This is a genomic window from Methylobacterium sp. DB0501 (assembly GCF_011043735.1).
GTDB classification, from domain to species: Bacteria; Pseudomonadota; Alphaproteobacteria; order Rhizobiales; family Beijerinckiaceae; genus Methylobacterium; species Methylobacterium alsaeris.
In genome coordinates, this window is sequence record NZ_JAAKGV010000007.1 from 165,916 (window position 1) to 182,350 (window position 16,435).

Sequence of the window (16,435 nt, forward strand, 5' to 3'; positions counted from 1 at the left end):
ATGCCGCTGGAGACCTTTCCGCACGACACGGCGGAGCATCTGAGAACCGACGAGGACGTCGCCCTGTACATCGAGGCGGTGCTGGAGGACGGCGACCCCGCGCTGATCCGCGACGCCATCGGGATCGTCGCCCGCGCCCGTGGAATGAGCCAGATCGCCCGCGAGGCGGGCCTGAGCCGCGAGAGCCTGTACAAGGCCCTCTCGCAGACCGGCAATCCGAGCTTCGAGACCGTGCGGGCGGTCCTGCAGGCGCCGGGCCTCCAGCTCAGCGTGAAGCGCGCCGACAAGCCGGCGGCGTAAAATACCCGGCACCGTCCGCACGAACTCAGGCAGCACCCCGCCACGCCGCCGGCGTGACCCCGGTCGCCTGGGCGAAGCGGCGGGTGAAGTGGCTCTGCGAGGCGAAGCCGCAGGTGAGCGCAATCTCGGCGAGGCTCGTGCGTCCCTCGGCCAGCAGGGTCTTGGCCCGGGCGATCCGCCGCTCGGTCACGTAGCGGTGCGGCGCCAGGCCGAAGCTCGCCTTGAACATCTTGGCGAAGTGGAAGGTGCTGAGGCCCGCCTCGTCGGCCAGCACCTCAAGGGTCAGGGCCTCGGCGAGCCGCGCCTCGATCAGCTCCGCGATGCGGCGGCGGATCGCGGGCGCGAGGCCGCCCTTCACCGCCCGGGCACCACCCGGGCCGGCATGACGCCGCAGCAGGGCGTGGAGCAGGAGGTGGCAGGCGCTCCCGAGCGCCATCCGGTCGGCCCCCGCCCCCCAGTCGAGGGGCAGGACGGCGCCGCGCATCAGCATCGCGGTGGCGGGATCCTCGGCGAAGGTCAGCTCGCGCAAGGCGATCGCGCGGGGATCGACGTCCAGCGCACTCACGGCCTGGTAGGCCAGGGTCTCGGGCGCGACATAGAGGTGGACCATGCGCAACGGCCCGCCGATCAGCCAGCGGCTCTCGTGGCCGGCCGGCAGCAGGCAGAGCTTGTCCGGTCCTCCGCCCGACACGGCACCGTCCTCCCGCACCACGCCTTCGCCGCCTTCGAGATAGAGGCTCAGGGTGTGGTGGTCCGGGCGGTCGTAGCGGGCGCGGTTGTCGCGGTTGTGCCACTCGGCCAGCGACAGCCCGCGCCCGATCTCGGCCTTGCGCAGGAGCGCCGCGCCGGTGCGGGAGAGGGCGTCGTGGACGTCGGGGTTCGGCTCGGTCACGGTGTGGGCCAGAAGGATGTCGCCGTGAGACCGTAGGGGCCGCCCGGGATGTCCGGCAACTGGCTCCACGGCCGTGATGAGGGCGAAAACCCCAAGAATCGGCAACGCCGCCGCCGGAACCGGGAATCCCGCGGGCGCCGGCCCGGTCTAAGCCGGTGGCCCAGCCCAACGGGACCCGACACGCCGTGACCGCCTTCCTCTACGCCCTGACCGTGCTCATCTGGGGCACGACCTGGATCGCCATCAAGCACCAGCTCGGCTCCGTCGCCTTCGAGGCGTCGATCGCCTACCGCTTCGCGCTGGCCGGCGCGGTGCTGTTCTGTGCGCTGGCCCTCACCGGGCGGCTGAAAGCCATCCCGTGGCGCCACCAGCCCTTCGTGCTCTTGCAGGCGCTCTGCCTGTTCTCGTGCAACTTCGCCTGCTTCTACCTGGCGACGCGCTCGGTCCCGAGCGGCATCGTCTCGGTGGTGTTCTCGGCCGCCACCGTCTTCAATGTCGCCAACGCCTACCTGTTTCACCGCCGCCGCCCGGCGCCGCGGGTGCTCGCCGGGGCGGCGATCGGGCTTGCCGGCATCGCCTGCCTGTTCCGGGACACGCTCGTCGGCACCGCCCTCGACCGGGACACCGCGATCGGCCTCGGCCTGGCGCTGCTCGGCACCTGGTTCTTCTCGGCCGGCAACCTCGTCTCGGCCCGCAACCAGCGCCACGGGCTCCCCGTGGCCACGGTGAACGCCTACGGAATGCTCTATGGCGCCGCGCTCGTGGCGACGGTCGCGGCCCTGCGCGGCGTGCCGTTCGGCTTCGACCCGTCGCCGGCTTACGTCGGGGCGCTCCTCTACCTCGCCATCCCCGGCTCGGTCATCGGCTTTACTGCCTACCTGACGGTGGTGCACCGGATCGGCCCCGAGAAGGCCGCCTACATGACCGTGCTGTTCCCGGTCGTGGCGCTGACGATCTCGGTCTTCGCGGAAGGCTACCGGGTGACGCCGCTCGCAGGCCTCGGCTTCGCCCTGGTGCTCGCCGGCAACGTCGTGGTGTTCGCGCCCTTGCAGGCCCTGCGCGCCCAACGAAAAGGCCGCCCGGAGGCGGCCTGCAAGGCGTGATGGTTTCGAAGACGGGGAGGGGCGTCCGACGCCCCTCCCCGTCAGGAGGATCAGCCGATCTTCAGCGCGCCGCGGCCGAGGTAGCGGGCCTGGCTGCCCAGGCCTTCCTCGATGCGGATGAGCTGGTTGTACTTAGCCAGTCTGTCCGAGCGGGCGAGCGAGCCGGTCTTGATCTGCCCGCAATTGGTCGCGACGGCGAGGTCGGCGATGGTCGCGTCCTCGGTCTCGCCGGAGCGGTGCGACATCACGGCGGTGTAGCCGGCGCGGTGGGCCATGTCGACGGCGGCCAGGGTCTCGGTGAGCGAGCCGATCTGGTTGACCTTCACCAGGATCGAGTTCGCCGTGCCCTTGGAAATCCCCTCCGACAGGCGGGTGACGTTGGTCACGAACAGGTCGTCGCCGACGAGCTGGCAGCGGTCGCCGACCTTGTCGGTGAGCGCCTTCCAGCCGGCCCAGTCGTCCTCCGACATGCCGTCCTCGATCGACAGGATCGGGTAGGCATCGACCAGCTTGGCGAGATAGGCGGCCTGGGCCTCCGGGTCGCGGGTCTGGCCCTCGCCCTCGTAGACATACGAGCCGTTCTTGAAGAACTCGGTGGCGGCGCAGTCGAGCGCCAGCACGATGTCGCGGCCCGGCTCGAAGCCGGCGGCGCGGATCGAGTCCATCACGAAGTCGAGCGCGGCCTCGGCCGAGGGGAGGTTGGGGGCGAAGCCGCCCTCGTCGCCGACGTTGGTGTTGTGGCCGGCCTTCTTCAGGGCGCTCTTGAGGGTGTGGAACACCTCGGCGCCCCAGCGCACCGCCTCGGCGAGCGACTCGGCGCCCACCGGCATGATCATGAATTCCTGGAAGTCGATCGGGTTGTCGGCATGCGCGCCGCCGTTGATGATGTTCATCATCGGCACCGGCAGGATCCGGGCCTGGGTGCCGCCGACATAGCGGTAGAGCGGCAGGCCGGAGGCCTCGGCGGCGGCCTTGGCGACGGCGAGCGAGACGCCCAGGATCGCGTTGGCGCCGAGACGGGCCTTGTTCGGCGTGCCGTCGAGCTCGATCATCGCCTCGTCGATGGCGGCCTGCTCCTCGGCGTCCATGCCGCCGATGGCGTCCAGGATCTCGCCGTTGACGGCCTCGACGGCCTTCAGCACGCCCTTGCCGCCGTAGCGGGACTTGTCGCCGTCGCGCAGCTCCACCGCCTCGTGCGCGCCGGTCGAGGCGCCGGAGGGGACGGCGGCACGGCCGAAGGAGCCGTCCTCGAGGAGGACGTCGACCTCGACGGTGGGGTTGCCCCGGCTGTCGAGGATCTGGCGGGCGGCGATGTTGGTGATCGCGGTCATGAGAGGATCTCTCGGGCAGGCTTTACAGCGTTCGCGCGGCTTATCGGCCAAGATGCCGCCTGCGGCAAGCCGTCCATGGGGGTGACGGCCGCACGCTGCCCAGGGGGGATGCGGAAGGGATACCCCCAGGGAGGCGCGCCCGGGCCGATCCATGCGCGGGTCGAGCGGTTTCGCGCGGGCCCGGGCGGGTTTATGGAGGCGTCATGACCCAAGACATGACGCACCATGCCCGGCAGCTCGGGCAGCCCATCGCCCAGCCGCGCTCGCCCGACGAGGCCCAGCTCGACCGCGTGCCGAACCCGCACCCGGACACCGATTACTGCGCCCGCTTCACCGCGCCGGAATTCACCTCGCTCTGCCCGGTGACCGGCCAGCCCGACTTCGCCATCCTGGTGATCGACTACGTGCCGGATCAATGGCTGGTCGAGTCGAAGTCGCTGAAGCTCTACCTGCACAGCTTCCGCGATCACGGCGCCTTCCACGAGGATTGCACCGTCGGCATCGGCCGCCGCCTGACCGCGCTTCTGGAGCCGCGGTATCTCCGCATCGGCGGCTACTGGTACCCCCGCGGCGGCATCCCGATCGACGTGTTCTGGCAGACCGGCACCCCGCCGGCCTCGGTCTGGCTGCCCGACCAGGGCGTGCCGCCGTACCGGGCGCGCGGCTGACGCCAAAGAGAAGGGCGGCCGGGTCGCCCCGGCCGCCCTCGTTCAACTCAGGTTCGCGCCACTCACGGTGGCGCCGGGCCTCAGTAGCCGTAGCCATACCCGTAGGCCGGGGCCGGGGCGCCGTAATAGCCGTAGCCGTTGCGGCGGGCCGCATCGGCGGCGGCGGCGGCGCCGATCGCGCCCACGGCGGCACCCGCGATGCCGAGGCCGACCGCGGCGCCCGGCGAGATGCCGCGGCGGCGGGCGCCGTAGGCGTAGGGCCGGCCGGCATAGCCGCGACCGTAGCCGTAACCGTGGTGGTGGCCGTAGCCGTGGCCGCGCCAGCCTTGAGCCTGTGCCGGCGAGGGCGCGACGGTGGACACGGCGCCGAGGGCGACGGCGAGGGCCGGAATGATCGCCAGCTTGCGCATCGTTGATCTCCTGCTTTCGTTCAAGCCATATGACCCGGACAACGACCTCGGCCGGGAAGGGTTCCCGCAATCGTTCCGCCCGAGCCCGCCCGCCTGCGTTGCGGCGGGCCGGGGATCCGGCTGCCGCAACGGGGGGCATGACTGAGGCTGATCCTGCCGCGGCGCGCCTGAACTCAGGCTGAACTTACGCCAGGGCGGGATCGTCGGCCGAGATCGTCAGCCGCTTCGTGCGAGACGCCGGGCGGTGGCGAGGCCGAGGACCAGGATCGCGGCGGCACAGACGGCCAGGGCCGGCAGCTGGCCGAGGGCTTCGAGGCCGAAGCCCAGCACCGCGACCCCGAGGGCCTGGCCGCAGAAGAACGAGAAGGCGTGCAACGCCACCGCCGAGGCCCGGGCCTCCGGCGCCACCTCGGTCACCTGCACCTGGAAGGTGTTGTGCAGCATGTAGAAGCCGAGGCCGAGCGCCACGAGGGCCGCGCAATCGGCCTGCCAGGAGCCGGCGAGGCCGACGACCAGGAGGGCGCCGGCCGAGACCGCGCCGCCGGCCATCAGCATCCGGGTCTGGCCGAGGAAGCGCAGCAGCAGCCCGACGGTGAGCGAGTAGGCGAGGCCCCCGGCGGCGAAGCCCGCGAGCACGAGGCCGGCCTCCCGAGGCCCGCCCTCGCCCCGCGCCTCGATCAGGTGGGCGAGGTGCGGGAAGATGCCGAACACCGCGATCGCCTCGACGAAGACGGCGCAGAACAGCACCCGGGCGCGGGGATTGCGCAGGATGGCGCGGTAGCGCGACAGCGCGGGCGCGAGGGCGAAGCGGCCGCCGGCGGCGCGCAGGCGCCGGGCGAAGCCGAGGGCGACGCCGCACAGGCCCATCGCCCCGACCCCAGCGGCGAGGCCGAACACGCCGCGCCAGCCGATCGCGCCCTCGATCAGCCCGGCGACGGTGGAACCCGAGAGCTGGCCGAGGATCACCGCGACGAGGAAGCGGCCGATCGCGACCTGGCGCTGCGCCATCGGGATGCGGTCGCCCATCATGGCGAGCGAGAGCGGGATCACCCCGCCGGCCGCCGCCCCGGCGAGCATCCGCAGGCCGAACAGGGTGCCGATGTCGCTCGCCGCCGTGCAAGCCGCCAGCGCCAGGGTCAGCACGGCGAGGCAGGCCACCACCACCCGTTCCTTGCCGAGCGCGTCGCCCACCGGCCCGAGCACCGGCTGGATCAGCGCGTAGGGCAGGGCGAAGGCGGTGGAGAGGAGCGCCACGGTGGCGGGCGGGCTCGCGAGGTCTCGGGCGAGCACGCCGACCAGCGGCTCGACCACCCGGCCCGCGAAGGTGCTGGCGAAGCCCCCGGCGGCCAGGACCGCGATCAGGCGGGAGGGCGACTCGCTCGCGGCCCGCATCGCCGCCGCCCCGTCAGCCGCCATGCCCGTCCGCGAATCCGGCTTTCGCCAGGGAATCCTTGGCCAGCCGGTCGAAGGCCTGGAGCTCGGCGAGCAGGGCCGGCATCTGCCGCAGCGGGACCATGTTGGGCCCGTCGGAGGGCGCCCGGTCGGGATCCGGATGGGTCTCGATGAACACGCCCGCGACCCCGACCGCCACCGCGGCCCGGGCGAGCACCGGCACGAATTCGCGCTGGCCGCCGGAGGTGGCGCCCTGGCCGCCGGGCTGCTGCACCGAGTGGGTGGCGTCGAACACCACCGGCAGGCCGCCGCTCACCTGCGCCATGATCGGCAGGGCGCGCATGTCCGACACCAGCGTGTTGTAGCCGAAGGAGGCGCCGCGCTCGGTCAGGAGCACGTTGGGGTTGCCGGCCCCGGTGATCTTGGCCGCCACGTGGGCCATGTCCCAGGGGGCGAGGAACTGCCCCTTCTTGACGTTGACGACCCGGCCGGTGGCCGCCGCCGCCAGCAGCAGGTCGGTCTGACGGCACAGGAAGGCCGGGATCTGCAGGATGTCGACGGCTTGCGCCGCGGCCGCGCAATGGCCGGCCTCGTGCACGTCGGTGACGACCGGGAGCCCCAGGGACTCGCGGATCTCGGCGAAGATCGGCAGCGCCTGCTCGAGCCCGAGGCCGCGGCTCGAACCGGCCGAGGTGCGGTTGGCCTTGTCGAACGACGACTTGAAGACGAGTCCGAGCCCCAAGGCCGCCGTCATCTCCTTGAGGGCGCTCGCGACCTCGAGGGCGTGGGCGCGGCTCTCCAGGGCGCAGGGGCCGGCGATCAGGCTCAGCGGCAGGTGGTTGCCGAAGCGGACGGAGCCGGCGGCGACGGTGACGGGCGAGGAGGATCGTGTCGACATGGCCCTGGAGCCGTAGCGGGTTTCGGCGGGCGCGGGAAGGTGCGGGAAGGCTCACCCCGCCCCTCGCCGCTCCCCCTTGTCGCCCCGCTTGCGGCGCGGCAAGGGACAGCGATGGCGTACGGCTCCCTTCTCCGTCCGAGCGATGTCTTCTGCGCGCCCCGGCAGATCGACAGCCTGGACGGCTGCTTCTTCACCCACGCGATCGACCTTCCCGCCTACGGGACGATGCCCGGCCAGTGGGACATGCGGCGCGGCGTCGAGGATTGCCTGGGCTTCGTCGACGTGCGCGGCAAGCGCGTCCTCCATGCCGGAAGCGACAGCGGCTTTCTCGGCTTCGCGATGGAGCAACGGGGGGCGGAGGTGGTCTGCCTCGACGAGCCCGGCCTGTCCTGGGACATCGTGCCGTTCCCGCAGGCCGACGAGGCCGGCGCGCGCCGGACGCTCGACCGGCATCTGGAGACGATCCGCCGAGCCTACTGGTTCAGCCACCGCGCCCTCGGATCGCGGGTCCGGCTGGCGCGCGGGACGCCCTACGCCGTCCCGGACCTCGTCGGCCCCGCCGAGATCGCGGTGCTGAACCACGCGCTCCCGCGCCTGCGGGACCCGTTCCGGGGCCTCCACGCCGTGGCGCGGTTCGCCCGCGAGACGATGATCGTCACCGACGTCGCCGCCTCGCGAGGCTCCTGGCTACGGGACCTCGTCCGGCCGTCCCGTCGGCCCGCCTTCTTCGTGCCGCGGGCCCGCCGGCCGGAGGGCTGGGGCTCGTGGTGGCGGCTCCCGCCCGAGACCGTGCAGGAGATCCTGGCGATCCTCGGCTTCTCGGACTCCGCCGTGCACCGCCACCGTCAGCTCCACCTCGGCGCCGCGCGCGACTGCTACACGGTCGTCGCGCGCCGGACGGGGCCGACGGGCGGCGACCCGGCCGACGACGATGCGACGGGAGACGGTCGCGGGGCGGCACGGCGACAGGGGACGGGCATGCGGCGATCGCTGAAGCGGACCTTCGACCTCTGGGGCGAGGCGCGGGTCATGCCGGAGCCTCCGCGCCTGCGCGTGGTCGAGAACGCCCTCTACCTGCCCTTCGTCCATGCCGGACGCTGGGGCGTGTTCGATGCCGAGCGCCGGATCGTCGAGGAGAGCGTGGATTATCTCGGGCCGGAGCGGCAGCTCCACAACCAGGTGACCGAGTGGCCGCCGGACGCCGCCGGCCCGATCGAGGACGCCCCCGAGGAGCATTACCTCTATCTCGGCCAGCTCAACCCGCATTACGGGCATTTCATCGTCAACACGCTCGCCCGGTTCTGGCCGATGCTCGAGGCCGGCGCCCGGCCGCGGCTGCTGTGCCACGGCTATTTCGGCGGGCACGACCTCCTGGCCGAGCGTCCCTTCGTGGTCGAGATCCTGGACCGCCTCGGCCTGAGGCTCGCGGACCTCGCGGTCTTCGACCGTCCGGTCCGGATCCGGCGCCTCACGGTGGTCGCGCCGGCGCTCCGGGAAATGGCCTTCGTCCATCCGGTCATGGCCGCGCTCGGGGATGCGATCGGCCGCGCCTCGCTCGCGGGCGTCCCCGTCGATGCGGAGTCCCGGCCGGTCTACCTGTCGAAGGCGCGGCTCTCCGACTACGTCCAGCGGGTCGAGAACGAGGACGCGATGGCCGAGGCGCTGAGCCGGGCGGGCATCGACATCGTCTATCCGGAAACCCTCACCTTCGACGAGCAGATCCGGCTGCTGGCGCAGCGCCGGACGATCATCGCGAGCCAGGGCTCGGCGCTCCACACCGCCCTGTTCGCGCCGCCGGGCCGGTCGATGATCGTCCTCAGCCCGAGCCCGCACGTCAATGCGACCTACCTGCTGATCGACGCCGTCAAGGGTCACCGGTCGCGGTACTACCATCCGCAGGGGCTGCGCTCCGTCCAGACCGAGACCCGGCGCCTCACCTATTTCGAGGACCCGCTGCGCCTCGCCGAGGAGCTGGTGCTGCGCCTGGAGCATCCCGAGGTGTCGGACGGATGGGACGAGCTCGACCAGCGCGCGACCTGGCACACGGCGCCGTCGATCCCGCCGCTGCCGCCCCGGCTGCGCCGCAAGGGGATGTTCGGGACGGGTGTCCGGTGAGAGGGCCGGCGACGTCCACGGCGCAAGGCCCGGCGGGGCGGATGCCCCGGGTGACACGCATCGCCGCGCTCCTGCATGACAGCTTGGATCGGCAGGCGATTTGGATCGACCAAGATATTTGACGGTCGTCCATAATATGAGATGATCGCGGCACGACAGGAGCCGCGCCATGCCACCTCGCCCTGACCGCCCATCCCCCGGATCCGCCCGATGACCGGCGCGGCTCTCCTCTGCCTCGTCGCCGGGGCGGCCCTGGTGGTGCAGAACGCGCTGATGGGGGCGATCGTGGCGCGGGGGACCGGGCTGACCGGGGCGCTGCTGTGCAACTCGCTGGTCGGGCTGTCGCTGCTCGGCCTCGTCGAGGTCTGGCGCAGCGGGCCGGCCTTCCCGTTGCGCCTGATGGAGCGGGCGGAGCCGTGGTTCCTGGTGCCGGGGCTGCTCGGTACGCTGGTCGTGGCGGCCAGCCTCTACGGCTACCGCCAGCACGGGGCGACCGTCACGGTGGCGCTGGTGGTGGCGGGGCAGCTGGCGGCGGGCATCGCCGGCGACGCGGCTGGCCTGACCGGCCGCCGTGGAAGTTCGGGTCCCGGAAGTCCGGGTCTCGGGAGCTTGGGGCTGGAGACCTGGCTCGGGGCCGCGCTGCTGGTCGCCGGCGCGGTCCTGATCCTGCGGGGGCGGGGGGCGGCCTGACATTGAAGCCGGGGCGGCGTGACGCCGGCCCCGATCAACCGGCTGCCCGGTCAGCCCCTGGCGCCCCTCGGGGCCTCGGTGGCGGTGGCGGCGAGGCCGTCAGGCGCAGGCCCGGGGCCGAGCAGGTTGACGGCCACGTGGAGGCCGATGGCGGGTCCGAAGACCAGGGCCAGCATGAGAAGGAGAACGACCACGACGCTGCGGTCGCGGGTCGCGCCGCCGGAGCGGGCGTGCATCGTCATCAGGGTCATGGCTCACCTCGTTCGACCGGCCGCATCGGCGCCGGTCGCGGGCGAGCCCGATCAGCGATCAGGCGCGGGTCACGCGAGGCGGTACCGAGGCGGCGCGGTCCGTCGACTACTGTCGCTGGGCATGGGGATCGTGGATGTCCGGTGATGTCGCGCGCCGCCGATTCGTCGGCAGCCCACGGACCAGGGCGACATGCGTGCGAACCCCCGCGGCGTCAAGGGGGCGGAGGCGATTTTTAACGCCAAGGTGGCCTGCCATGCGCGCCGGACCGACGGTGCGGGCTCACAAGCCCTTTGTTCTCGCCGCATTTCTTTGCCACAAGCCGAACGACCTGCGCCGGACGCGACAGACCCGGCCCTGCCCCTCCGAGAAGCCTGCCTCCCGTTCATGCCCGATCCCAGACTTGCCGCCCCCGACGACGCGGCCCCGATCCCGACCGGCGTGCCGGGCCTCGACAGCATCCTGGAGGGGGGCTACGCCGCCAACCGCGCCCATCTGGTCGAGGGCCGGCCGGGCTCGGGCAAGACCACCCTGGCGCTACAATTCCTCCTCGACGGGGCGCGGCTGGGCGAGCGCTGCCTCTACATCACCCTGTCGGAGAGCCGGCGCGAGCTCGCCTCGGTGGCCGCCCGCCACGGCTGGTCTCTGGACGGCATCGAGATCTTCGAGCTGGTGCCGCCCGAGCTCAGCCTCGATCCGCGCCAGCAGCAGAGCCTCGTCCATTCCTCCGACCTCGAGCTCGGCGAGACCGTGCGCCTCGCCATCGCGGAGATCGACCGGGTCAAGCCGCAGCGGGTGGTGTTCGACAGCCTGTCGGAGATCCGGCTGCTGTCGCAAGGCTCGCTGCGCTACCGCCGCCAGGTGCTGGCGCTCCGCAGCTACCTGCTGATCCACGACACGACGGCGCTCCTCCTCGACGACCTCACCGCCGAGCAGGACGACCTCAACCTGCACAGCCTCTGCCACGCGGTGATCCAGCTCGAGCAGCTGGCCCCGCTCTACGGCGGCGAGCGCCGGCGGCTGCGGGTGGTCAAGATGCGCGGCACGCATTTCCGGGGCGGCTACCACGACTTCGTCATCCGCCGCGGCGGCCTCGTGGTGTTCCCGCGCCTCGTCGCCGCCGAGCACGGCCGCCCCTACGAGCCCGACCGCCTCGGCTGCGGCAATGCCGGCCTCGACGCGCTGCTCGGCGGCGGGCTCGACCGCGGCACCAGCACGATGCTGCTCGGCCCCTCGGGCGTCGGCAAGTCCTCCACCGCGCTCGCCTACGTGGTCGCGGCGCTCCGGCGCGGCGAGCGCGGGCTGATCCTGAGCTTCGACGAGCCGACCGGGATCCTGCGGCGCCGGGCCGCCGGCCTCGGCATGGACATCGCGGACGCCGTCGCCGACGGCCGCCTGCTGGTCGAGCAGATCGACCCGGCGGAGGTCTCGCCGGGCGAGCTCGCCGCCATGGTGCGCGACGCCGTCGAGCGCGAGAACGTGCGCCTGGTGCTGATCGACTCGCTCACCGGCTACCAGAGCGCGATGCCGGGCGAGCAGTACCTGCTGCTGCAGATGCACGAGATCCTGACCTACCTGAACCAGCAGGGCGTGACGACGCTGCTGGTGCTGGCCCAGCACGGGCTCGTCGGCCAGATGTCCGCGACGGTCGATCTGACCTACCTCAGCGACACCGTGGTGCTGTTTCGGTTCTTCGAGGCGGGCGGCCACTTGCGCCGGGCGGTGTCGGTGGTCAAGAAAAGGGTGGGGCCGCACGAGGACACCATCCGGGAACTTGGCATCGACAGCGGCGGTTTGCGTGTCGGCGAGCCGCTGGCCGGGTTCCGGGGCGTCCTGACGGGCGTGCCGAGCTATCACGGCCGCGTGCTGGCCGAGCAGGATGGGCCGGATCTGGGCAGCCATGAGAGAGAGTGATCCGCCGGTCCTGATCCTCGCCCCCGCCGGGCGCGACGCGGCGGTGGCCGGCTCGATCCTCGACGAGGCCGGCCTGCGGGCGGAGATCTGCGCCGACATGCCGGCCCTGGTCGCCCGGCTCGACGAGGGCAGCTGCGCGGTCCTGACCGAGGAGGCCCTGCGCGCCGCCGACCGGCACGGGCTCGCCGCCTACCTGGCCGGGCAGGAGCCGTGGTCGGACTATCCCTTCGTGCTGCTCACCCTGCGGGGCACCCCGCCGGATGCGCGGCTGATGGATTCCCTCGGCAACGTCACCCTGCTCGAGCGGCCGTTCCACCCTGCCACCCTGGTCACCGCGACCCGCTTCGCCGTGCGGGCGCGGCGGCGCCAGCGCGAGGCCGCGGCCTTCCTGCACGAGCGCCAGCAGACCGCCGAGCGCCAGGCCCTGCTGATCCGCGAGCTGCACCACCGGGTCAAGAACACGCTGGCCACCGTGCAGGCGCTGCTCGGCGCCTCGGCACGGGGCGCCACCAGCGTCGACGAGTTCTACCAGGGCTTCTCGGCCCGGGTGATCTCGCTCGCCAAGACCCACAACCTCCTGACGGAGGATTACTGGCAGATGGCCTCGCTCCAGGAGATGCTGGAGAACGAGCTCGGCCCCTACAACGACGAGGCCGGCAAGCGCATCGCGCTGAAAGGCCCCCTGGTCGAGCTCACCGCCGACCTCGCGGTGCCGACCGGCATGGCGATCCACGAACTGACCACCAATGCCGCCAAGCACGGCGCCCTGTCGGTGCCCGAGGGGCGGATCACCGTGGCCTGGGCCGTCGACCACGGCGAGACCGGCCGCCGCCTGCGCCTCGACTGGACCGAGCGCGGCGGCCCGCGCACCGCGGAGCCGACCCGCAAGGGCTTCGGTTCGACCCTGCTGCAGCGGGTACTGACCATGCAGTGCGGTGCCGACATCCGCTTCGACTTCAAGCCGACGGGCCTGCATTTCCGCATGGAGGCGCCGCTGGTCGAGCACAGGACGGTGCCGCATTATTGATGCGGCATCCGGACCGTTCCGTCCGAAGCTCGTCTCGCACCGTCTGCATGATTCCATTTCCGGACGATGCCGCCCGGAAACGGGATCACCAGCCGCGCGGCGTCCGAGCGAAGCCGAAATCCGCATTGCGAACGCGATTGCGCAGCAACCGCCGAGCAATCAGTCGGATTTCGCATGACTCGATCCTGCTTCGGGAGCCGAGCGCTTGTCGTAAGCCTCTCCCTTTCCCGGACCACCTTCCGCTGACGCTGCTCCCGGCCGGGAAAAAGGAAGGCTCGTGAGACGCCGCCGGGGTCTACGGCTCGCCCGCGCTTACGCCGCCCGCGCCGTCCTCGGCAGGAGCGCCGTCGCCACCGCCTCGGGCGTCGCGAACAGGTGGGCGGGATTCGCGGCCGCGAGCGCCGCCGCCCCGGTATAGCCCCAGGTGACCGCCCCGAAGGCGAGGCCGGCCCGGGTCGCGGCGGCGTGGTCGCGCAGTTCGTCGCCCAGGCAGAGCACCGCCGAAGAGGGCAGGCCGCTCGCCCGCGCCACCGCCCGGAACCGCCGGGCCTTGCCGAACAGGGCGGTGCCGCAGGCGTAGACGTCGATCAGCCCGGCGCTCCGCGGCCCGAGCACCCGGCGCACCACGTCCTCGCTGTTCGAGCTGACGAGGGCGAGCGCGACGCCGCCGGCCGCCAAGCGGGCGAGGAGAGCGGGAATACCCGGGAAGGGCGCGAGTTCACCGGCATCGCGGGCGGCGAGGCCGTGCATGTGGCGGGCGATCAGCGGCAGCTTCCAGCCCGGCACCCCGAGGCGCCGCATCACCCCGCGGGCATCCAGTGCCCGCAGAACGTCGACCTCGTCGGCGGAGGGGCAGCGGAAGCCGTAGCGGTCGGCGATCCCGGGCAGCACCCGGGTGAACCACGGGAAGGTGTCGGCCAGGGTGCCGTCGAAATCGAGGACGACGAGCCGGTAGGCCGGTACGCCCTCCCGGTTCGCCGGTACGCCGCCCCGGTCGGCTACCAGCACACGCGGGGCAGCCGGCGCTTCCAGCGCTGACCGATGCGCAGATCCTCGTCGCCGGCGCGGCGCTTGGTCCGCAGGCGGATCTCGCCGGCATCGGAACCCTGCGGTGCGGCGTCCGGCGCCTGCATCTTCGGGGCTTGACTGGTGGGAACCTGGATCTTCGACTCGATCCGGGGAGCGACCGGCACGGCGACCGGCGCGGGGGTCTGGATCGGCGCCTCGTCGGGCCAGTCCTCGGGCCACACGAAGGCCGGGCGCGGACCGGCGGCGCGGCGCGGCGCCGGTTCCGCGGCGCGGTAGCGGCGCACCCGGGGCAGCTTCGGCTCGGGCTCCGGGGCGGCCTCCGGCTCGGGCTCGGGCTCCGGCGGGGCGATCAGGCTCGGCAGGACGCGCTTGGCGGGAGCGGCATCGGCCCGCTGGGCCGGGGCTGCGAAGACCTGCTCGGCGGTCTTGTCGAGGGGAGACTTCTCGGCGGCCTTGTCGGCCGGGACCTTGCCGGCCGGAGGCTTGCCGTCAGAATTCTTCCCGGCAGAATTCCTGGAGAAGACCGACAGCTCCGGCGGGTCGAACCGGCCGGACTGGGTGGCGGCGGCGGCCTCCTCGAAGAGGCCCGTCCCGGCCCAGAGATTGCGGCCGGGGGAGGCCGGCTTGGGCTTGGGCTCGGGCTCGGCCGGCGCGGCGAGGCTCACCGCGGGCTTGCCGACGGGGGGCTTGCCGACGGGGCGCTCGCTCTGGGGCCGCTCGCTGTCGATCAGGGGGGAAGTGCGGCTGCGCTTGATCTCGACCGTGAAAGACGGTCTCGCGCGGTGGCGCGTCATAGAATGTCCTGAAGCGATCTGTTCGGAATCAGTCGCCCGCGGCCATGCGCGCGGGCACGATCCTCACTTAGGATGGGTGACAGGAATTGTCCATGCCAAGAATTGATAAAGTCTCAACGGAGGTCACAGTCACGGCATCCGTGTGGTCTGGCGCCCGCATTGTTCTGCGGCGGGCGAGGTTTGACACAAGCGCGCACGAATCATCCGCCCGTACCGGCATGCCGCGGGGCGGGCGGGTCTTTCGCCGCATGACCCCGCAGCGCCTTCGAACGGACGCGGCCGGAGGCGCCGGCCCAGTCCGAATGGGCGCCGGCATGATGGAGAGAGGGAGCTGCGCATGACCGTCTTCGTGCTGACCGGGGCCGGGATCTCGGCCGAGAGCGGGCTCGGCACCTTCCGGGATCCGGGCGGGCTGTGGCGGCGCTTCGACCCGATGCGCCTCGCCACGCCCGAGGCCTTCGCCCGCGAGCCCGAGGAGGTCCACGCCTTCTACAACCTGCGCCGGCAGGGAGTGCGGGAGGCGCAGCCCAATGCCGCCCACGCGGCGCTGGCCCGGCTCGAAGCGGGCCTCGCCGCCCGCGGCGACCGGCTGTTCCTCTGCACCCAGAACGTCGACGACCTGCACGAGCGCGCCGGCTCGAAGGCGGTCACCCACATGCACGGCGAGCTGATGCGGGTGCGCTGCAAGGCCTGCGGCGCGTCTCGCGGATGGGCCGGGGACTTGAGCCGCGACACCGCCTGCCCGGCCTGCGGGCGACGGGGCGGGATGCGCCCGGACGTCGTCTGGTTCGGCGAGATGCCGCTCCACCTCGAGGCGATCGACGCGGCGCTCGACGAGGCCGCGCTGTTCGTCGCCATCGGCACGTCCGGGGCGGTCTACCCGGCGGCGGGCTTCGTGGCGCGGGCCCGCGCCGCCGGGATCCCGACCCACGAGATCAACCTCGCCCCCTCCGATACCGCCGGCCTGTTCGAGACGGCGAGCTACGGCCCGGCGACCCGGGCGGTGCCGGACTTCGTGGATTCCCTTCTGCGGGAGGTCAGCGGATCGAGACCTTGACGTCGAGATGGGTGGCGGCGCCGTCCGGGTAGATGATCAGGATGCGGTAGGCGTCGAGCCCCTCGTAACCCTCGGCGGCCTCGAAGGTCATCTTCAGGCCCTCGACCTTGCGGGCATTGCAGGCGGCGAGGGGCGAGCCGGGGGCGTAGCGCGGGAAGGACGGCTCGGCGGCAAAGCGCACGCTGCCGTGCTTCGGCGCCTCGACGAGGCGGGCCACCACCGGCCCCTGCGCCGAGCAATCGGGAAACAGGCTGGTGAAGAACCCGATGGTGCGGGCCTCGTTCATCGGCACGACCCGGAAATAGGGCGTCGCCGGGACCGCCGGGAACCCGTTCGGGGCCGCCGCTTGCGGCGCCTCCGGCGGGGCGGGGGCAGGGATGGGAGCCGGCTCGGCCGCAGGCGGGGACTGGGCAGGCAGGGACTGGGCGGGAGAGACCCGAACAGGAGGCGCCTGGACGGGCGCGCCGGCGCAGGGCAGGGCGACGAGGCCGGCGAGGGCCCCGGCCCACGGGGCGGCGCGGCGGGGTCGCATCCGGAACGGCATCGGGGACGCTCCTCGGGACTCG

The 16,435-nt window shown here is 72.6% G+C and carries 17 protein-coding genes; 8 read left to right on the forward strand and 9 right to left on the reverse strand.

Annotated elements, in window-relative coordinates; all coding sequences use genetic code 11:
- Nucleotides 1-300: an addiction module antidote protein gene (locus G4G93_RS12345; protein WP_165084609.1), complete on the forward strand. Its 300-nt coding sequence runs from the start codon at nt 1-3 to the stop codon at nt 298-300.
- Nucleotides 301-325: 25 nt separating this feature from the next.
- On the opposite strand, the gene G4G93_RS12350 is transcribed toward G4G93_RS12345, so the two are convergent.
- Nucleotides 326-1,192: an AraC family transcriptional regulator gene (locus tag G4G93_RS12350; protein WP_165084611.1), complete on the reverse strand. Its 867-nt coding sequence runs from the start codon at nt 1,190-1,192 to the stop codon at nt 326-328.
- 185 nt (nt 1,193-1,377) lie between these two features.
- Here G4G93_RS12350 and G4G93_RS12355 point away from each other — a divergent pair, with 185 nt between their 5' ends.
- Nucleotides 1,378-2,295, forward strand: coding sequence for a DMT family transporter (locus G4G93_RS12355; RefSeq protein WP_165084613.1), 918 nt, complete (start codon nt 1,378-1,380; stop codon nt 2,293-2,295).
- A 50-nt stretch (nt 2,296-2,345) separates the two neighbouring features.
- Here G4G93_RS12355 and eno read toward each other — a convergent pair whose 3' ends face one another.
- Nucleotides 2,346-3,626, reverse strand: coding sequence for a phosphopyruvate hydratase (eno, locus tag G4G93_RS12360; protein WP_165084615.1), 1,281 nt, complete (start codon nt 3,624-3,626; stop codon nt 2,346-2,348).
- A gap of 215 nt (nt 3,627-3,841) precedes the next feature.
- Here eno and queF point away from each other — a divergent pair, with 215 nt between their 5' ends.
- Nucleotides 3,842-4,294 carry a preQ(1) synthase gene (queF, locus tag G4G93_RS12365; RefSeq protein ID WP_165084824.1) on the forward strand — a complete coding sequence of 151 codons (453 nt, stop codon included), beginning with the start codon at nt 3,842-3,844 and terminating at the stop codon, nt 4,292-4,294.
- An 80-nt stretch (nt 4,295-4,374) separates the two neighbouring features.
- On the opposite strand, the gene G4G93_RS12370 is transcribed toward queF, so the two are convergent.
- From G4G93_RS12370 to kdsA, 3 genes are all read right to left on the reverse strand, one after another.
- Entirely contained in the window at nt 4,375-4,704 is a 330-nt protein-coding gene (locus G4G93_RS12370) for a hypothetical protein (RefSeq protein ID WP_165084617.1), read from the reverse strand.
- A gap of 216 nt (nt 4,705-4,920) precedes the next feature.
- Complete coding sequence (locus G4G93_RS12375; protein ID WP_246736717.1) at nt 4,921-6,120, reverse strand: MFS transporter; 1,200 nt, start codon at nt 6,118-6,120, stop codon at nt 4,921-4,923.
- Nucleotides 6,110-6,994, reverse strand: a complete 885-nt coding sequence (kdsA, locus tag G4G93_RS12380; RefSeq protein WP_165084619.1) for a 3-deoxy-8-phosphooctulonate synthase — start codon at nt 6,992-6,994, stop codon at nt 6,110-6,112. Before kdsA ends, G4G93_RS12375 begins: the two co-directional genes overlap by 11 nt.
- Nucleotides 6,995-7,105: 111 nt before the next feature.
- Between kdsA and G4G93_RS12385 the strand changes: the two genes are divergently transcribed.
- Together G4G93_RS12385 and G4G93_RS12390 are read left to right on the forward strand one after the other, a co-directional pair.
- Entirely contained in the window at nt 7,106-9,109 is a 2,004-nt protein-coding gene (locus tag G4G93_RS12385; protein WP_165084621.1) for a glycosyltransferase family 61 protein, read from the forward strand.
- A gap of 210 nt (nt 9,110-9,319) precedes the next feature.
- Complete coding sequence (locus tag G4G93_RS12390; protein ID WP_165084623.1) at nt 9,320-9,799, forward strand: DMT family transporter; 480 nt, start codon at nt 9,320-9,322, stop codon at nt 9,797-9,799.
- A gap of 50 nt (nt 9,800-9,849) precedes the next feature.
- Here the strand turns inward: G4G93_RS12390 and G4G93_RS12395 are convergent, their stop codons facing one another.
- Nucleotides 9,850-10,050 carry a hypothetical protein gene (locus G4G93_RS12395; RefSeq protein ID WP_165084625.1) on the reverse strand — a complete coding sequence of 67 codons (201 nt, stop codon included), beginning with the start codon at nt 10,048-10,050 and terminating at the stop codon, nt 9,850-9,852.
- 385 nt (nt 10,051-10,435) lie between these two features.
- Here G4G93_RS12395 and G4G93_RS12400 point away from each other — a divergent pair, with 385 nt between their 5' ends.
- Complete coding sequence (locus G4G93_RS12400; protein ID WP_165084627.1) at nt 10,436-11,962, forward strand: ATPase domain-containing protein; 1,527 nt, start codon at nt 10,436-10,438, stop codon at nt 11,960-11,962.
- Nucleotides 11,949-12,989, forward strand: a complete 1,041-nt coding sequence (locus tag G4G93_RS12405; protein ID WP_165084629.1) for a sensor histidine kinase — start codon at nt 11,949-11,951, stop codon at nt 12,987-12,989. Before G4G93_RS12400 ends, G4G93_RS12405 begins: the two co-directional genes overlap by 14 nt.
- A 312-nt stretch (nt 12,990-13,301) precedes the next feature.
- Here the strand turns inward: G4G93_RS12405 and G4G93_RS12410 are convergent, their stop codons facing one another.
- Complete coding sequence (locus tag G4G93_RS12410) at nt 13,302-13,997, reverse strand: HAD hydrolase-like protein (RefSeq protein WP_312891921.1); 696 nt, start codon at nt 13,995-13,997, stop codon at nt 13,302-13,304.
- Nucleotides 13,988-14,812, reverse strand: a complete 825-nt coding sequence (locus G4G93_RS12415; protein WP_165084631.1) for a hypothetical protein — start codon at nt 14,810-14,812, stop codon at nt 13,988-13,990. The genes G4G93_RS12410 and G4G93_RS12415 overlap by 10 nt, the downstream gene beginning before the upstream one ends.
- A gap of 337 nt (nt 14,813-15,149) precedes the next feature.
- Between G4G93_RS12415 and G4G93_RS12420 the strand changes: the two genes are divergently transcribed.
- A complete protein-coding gene (locus tag G4G93_RS12420) occupies nt 15,150-15,869 on the forward strand; it encodes an NAD-dependent deacylase (protein WP_165084633.1) in 720 nt (239 codons plus the stop codon).
- Here the strand turns inward: G4G93_RS12420 and G4G93_RS12425 are convergent.
- Entirely contained in the window at nt 15,850-16,413 is a 564-nt protein-coding gene (locus G4G93_RS12425; RefSeq protein ID WP_165084635.1) for a hypothetical protein, read from the reverse strand. The two genes, G4G93_RS12420 and G4G93_RS12425, sit on opposite strands and share 20 nt — an antisense overlap.
- Between the last annotated feature and the right edge of the window lie 22 nt (nt 16,414-16,435).

Excerpts from the sequence above, each read along its gene's own strand:
- G4G93_RS12345 (WP_165084609.1), top strand. The coding sequence starts at position 1 with ATGCCGCTGGAGACCTTTCCGCACGACACGGCGGAGCATCTGAGAACC.
- eno (WP_165084615.1), bottom strand. The coding sequence starts at position 3,626 with ATGACCGCGATCACCAACATCGCCGCCCGCCAGATCCTCGACAGCCGG.
- queF (WP_165084824.1), top strand. The coding sequence starts at position 3,842 with ATGACGCACCATGCCCGGCAGCTCGGGCAGCCCATCGCCCAGCCGCGC.
- G4G93_RS12370 (WP_165084617.1), bottom strand. The coding sequence starts at position 4,704 with ATGCGCAAGCTGGCGATCATTCCGGCCCTCGCCGTCGCCCTCGGCGCC.
- G4G93_RS12375 (WP_246736717.1), bottom strand. The coding sequence starts at position 6,120 with ATGGCGGCTGACGGGGCGGCGGCGATGCGGGCCGCGAGCGAGTCGCCC.
- kdsA (WP_165084619.1), bottom strand. The coding sequence starts at position 6,994 with ATGTCGACACGATCCTCCTCGCCCGTCACCGTCGCCGCCGGCTCCGTC.
- G4G93_RS12385 (WP_165084621.1), top strand. The coding sequence starts at position 7,106 with ATGGCGTACGGCTCCCTTCTCCGTCCGAGCGATGTCTTCTGCGCGCCC.
- G4G93_RS12390 (WP_165084623.1), top strand. The coding sequence starts at position 9,320 with ATGACCGGCGCGGCTCTCCTCTGCCTCGTCGCCGGGGCGGCCCTGGTG.
- G4G93_RS12395 (WP_165084625.1), bottom strand. The coding sequence starts at position 10,050 with ATGACCCTGATGACGATGCACGCCCGCTCCGGCGGCGCGACCCGCGAC.
- G4G93_RS12400 (WP_165084627.1), top strand. The coding sequence starts at position 10,436 with ATGCCCGATCCCAGACTTGCCGCCCCCGACGACGCGGCCCCGATCCCG.
- G4G93_RS12405 (WP_165084629.1), top strand. The coding sequence starts at position 11,949 with ATGAGAGAGAGTGATCCGCCGGTCCTGATCCTCGCCCCCGCCGGGCGC.
- G4G93_RS12415 (WP_165084631.1), bottom strand. The coding sequence starts at position 14,812 with ATGACGCGCCACCGCGCGAGACCGTCTTTCACGGTCGAGATCAAGCGC.
- G4G93_RS12420 (WP_165084633.1), top strand. The coding sequence starts at position 15,150 with ATGACCGTCTTCGTGCTGACCGGGGCCGGGATCTCGGCCGAGAGCGGG.
- G4G93_RS12425 (WP_165084635.1), bottom strand. The coding sequence starts at position 16,413 with ATGCCGTTCCGGATGCGACCCCGCCGCGCCGCCCCGTGGGCCGGGGCC.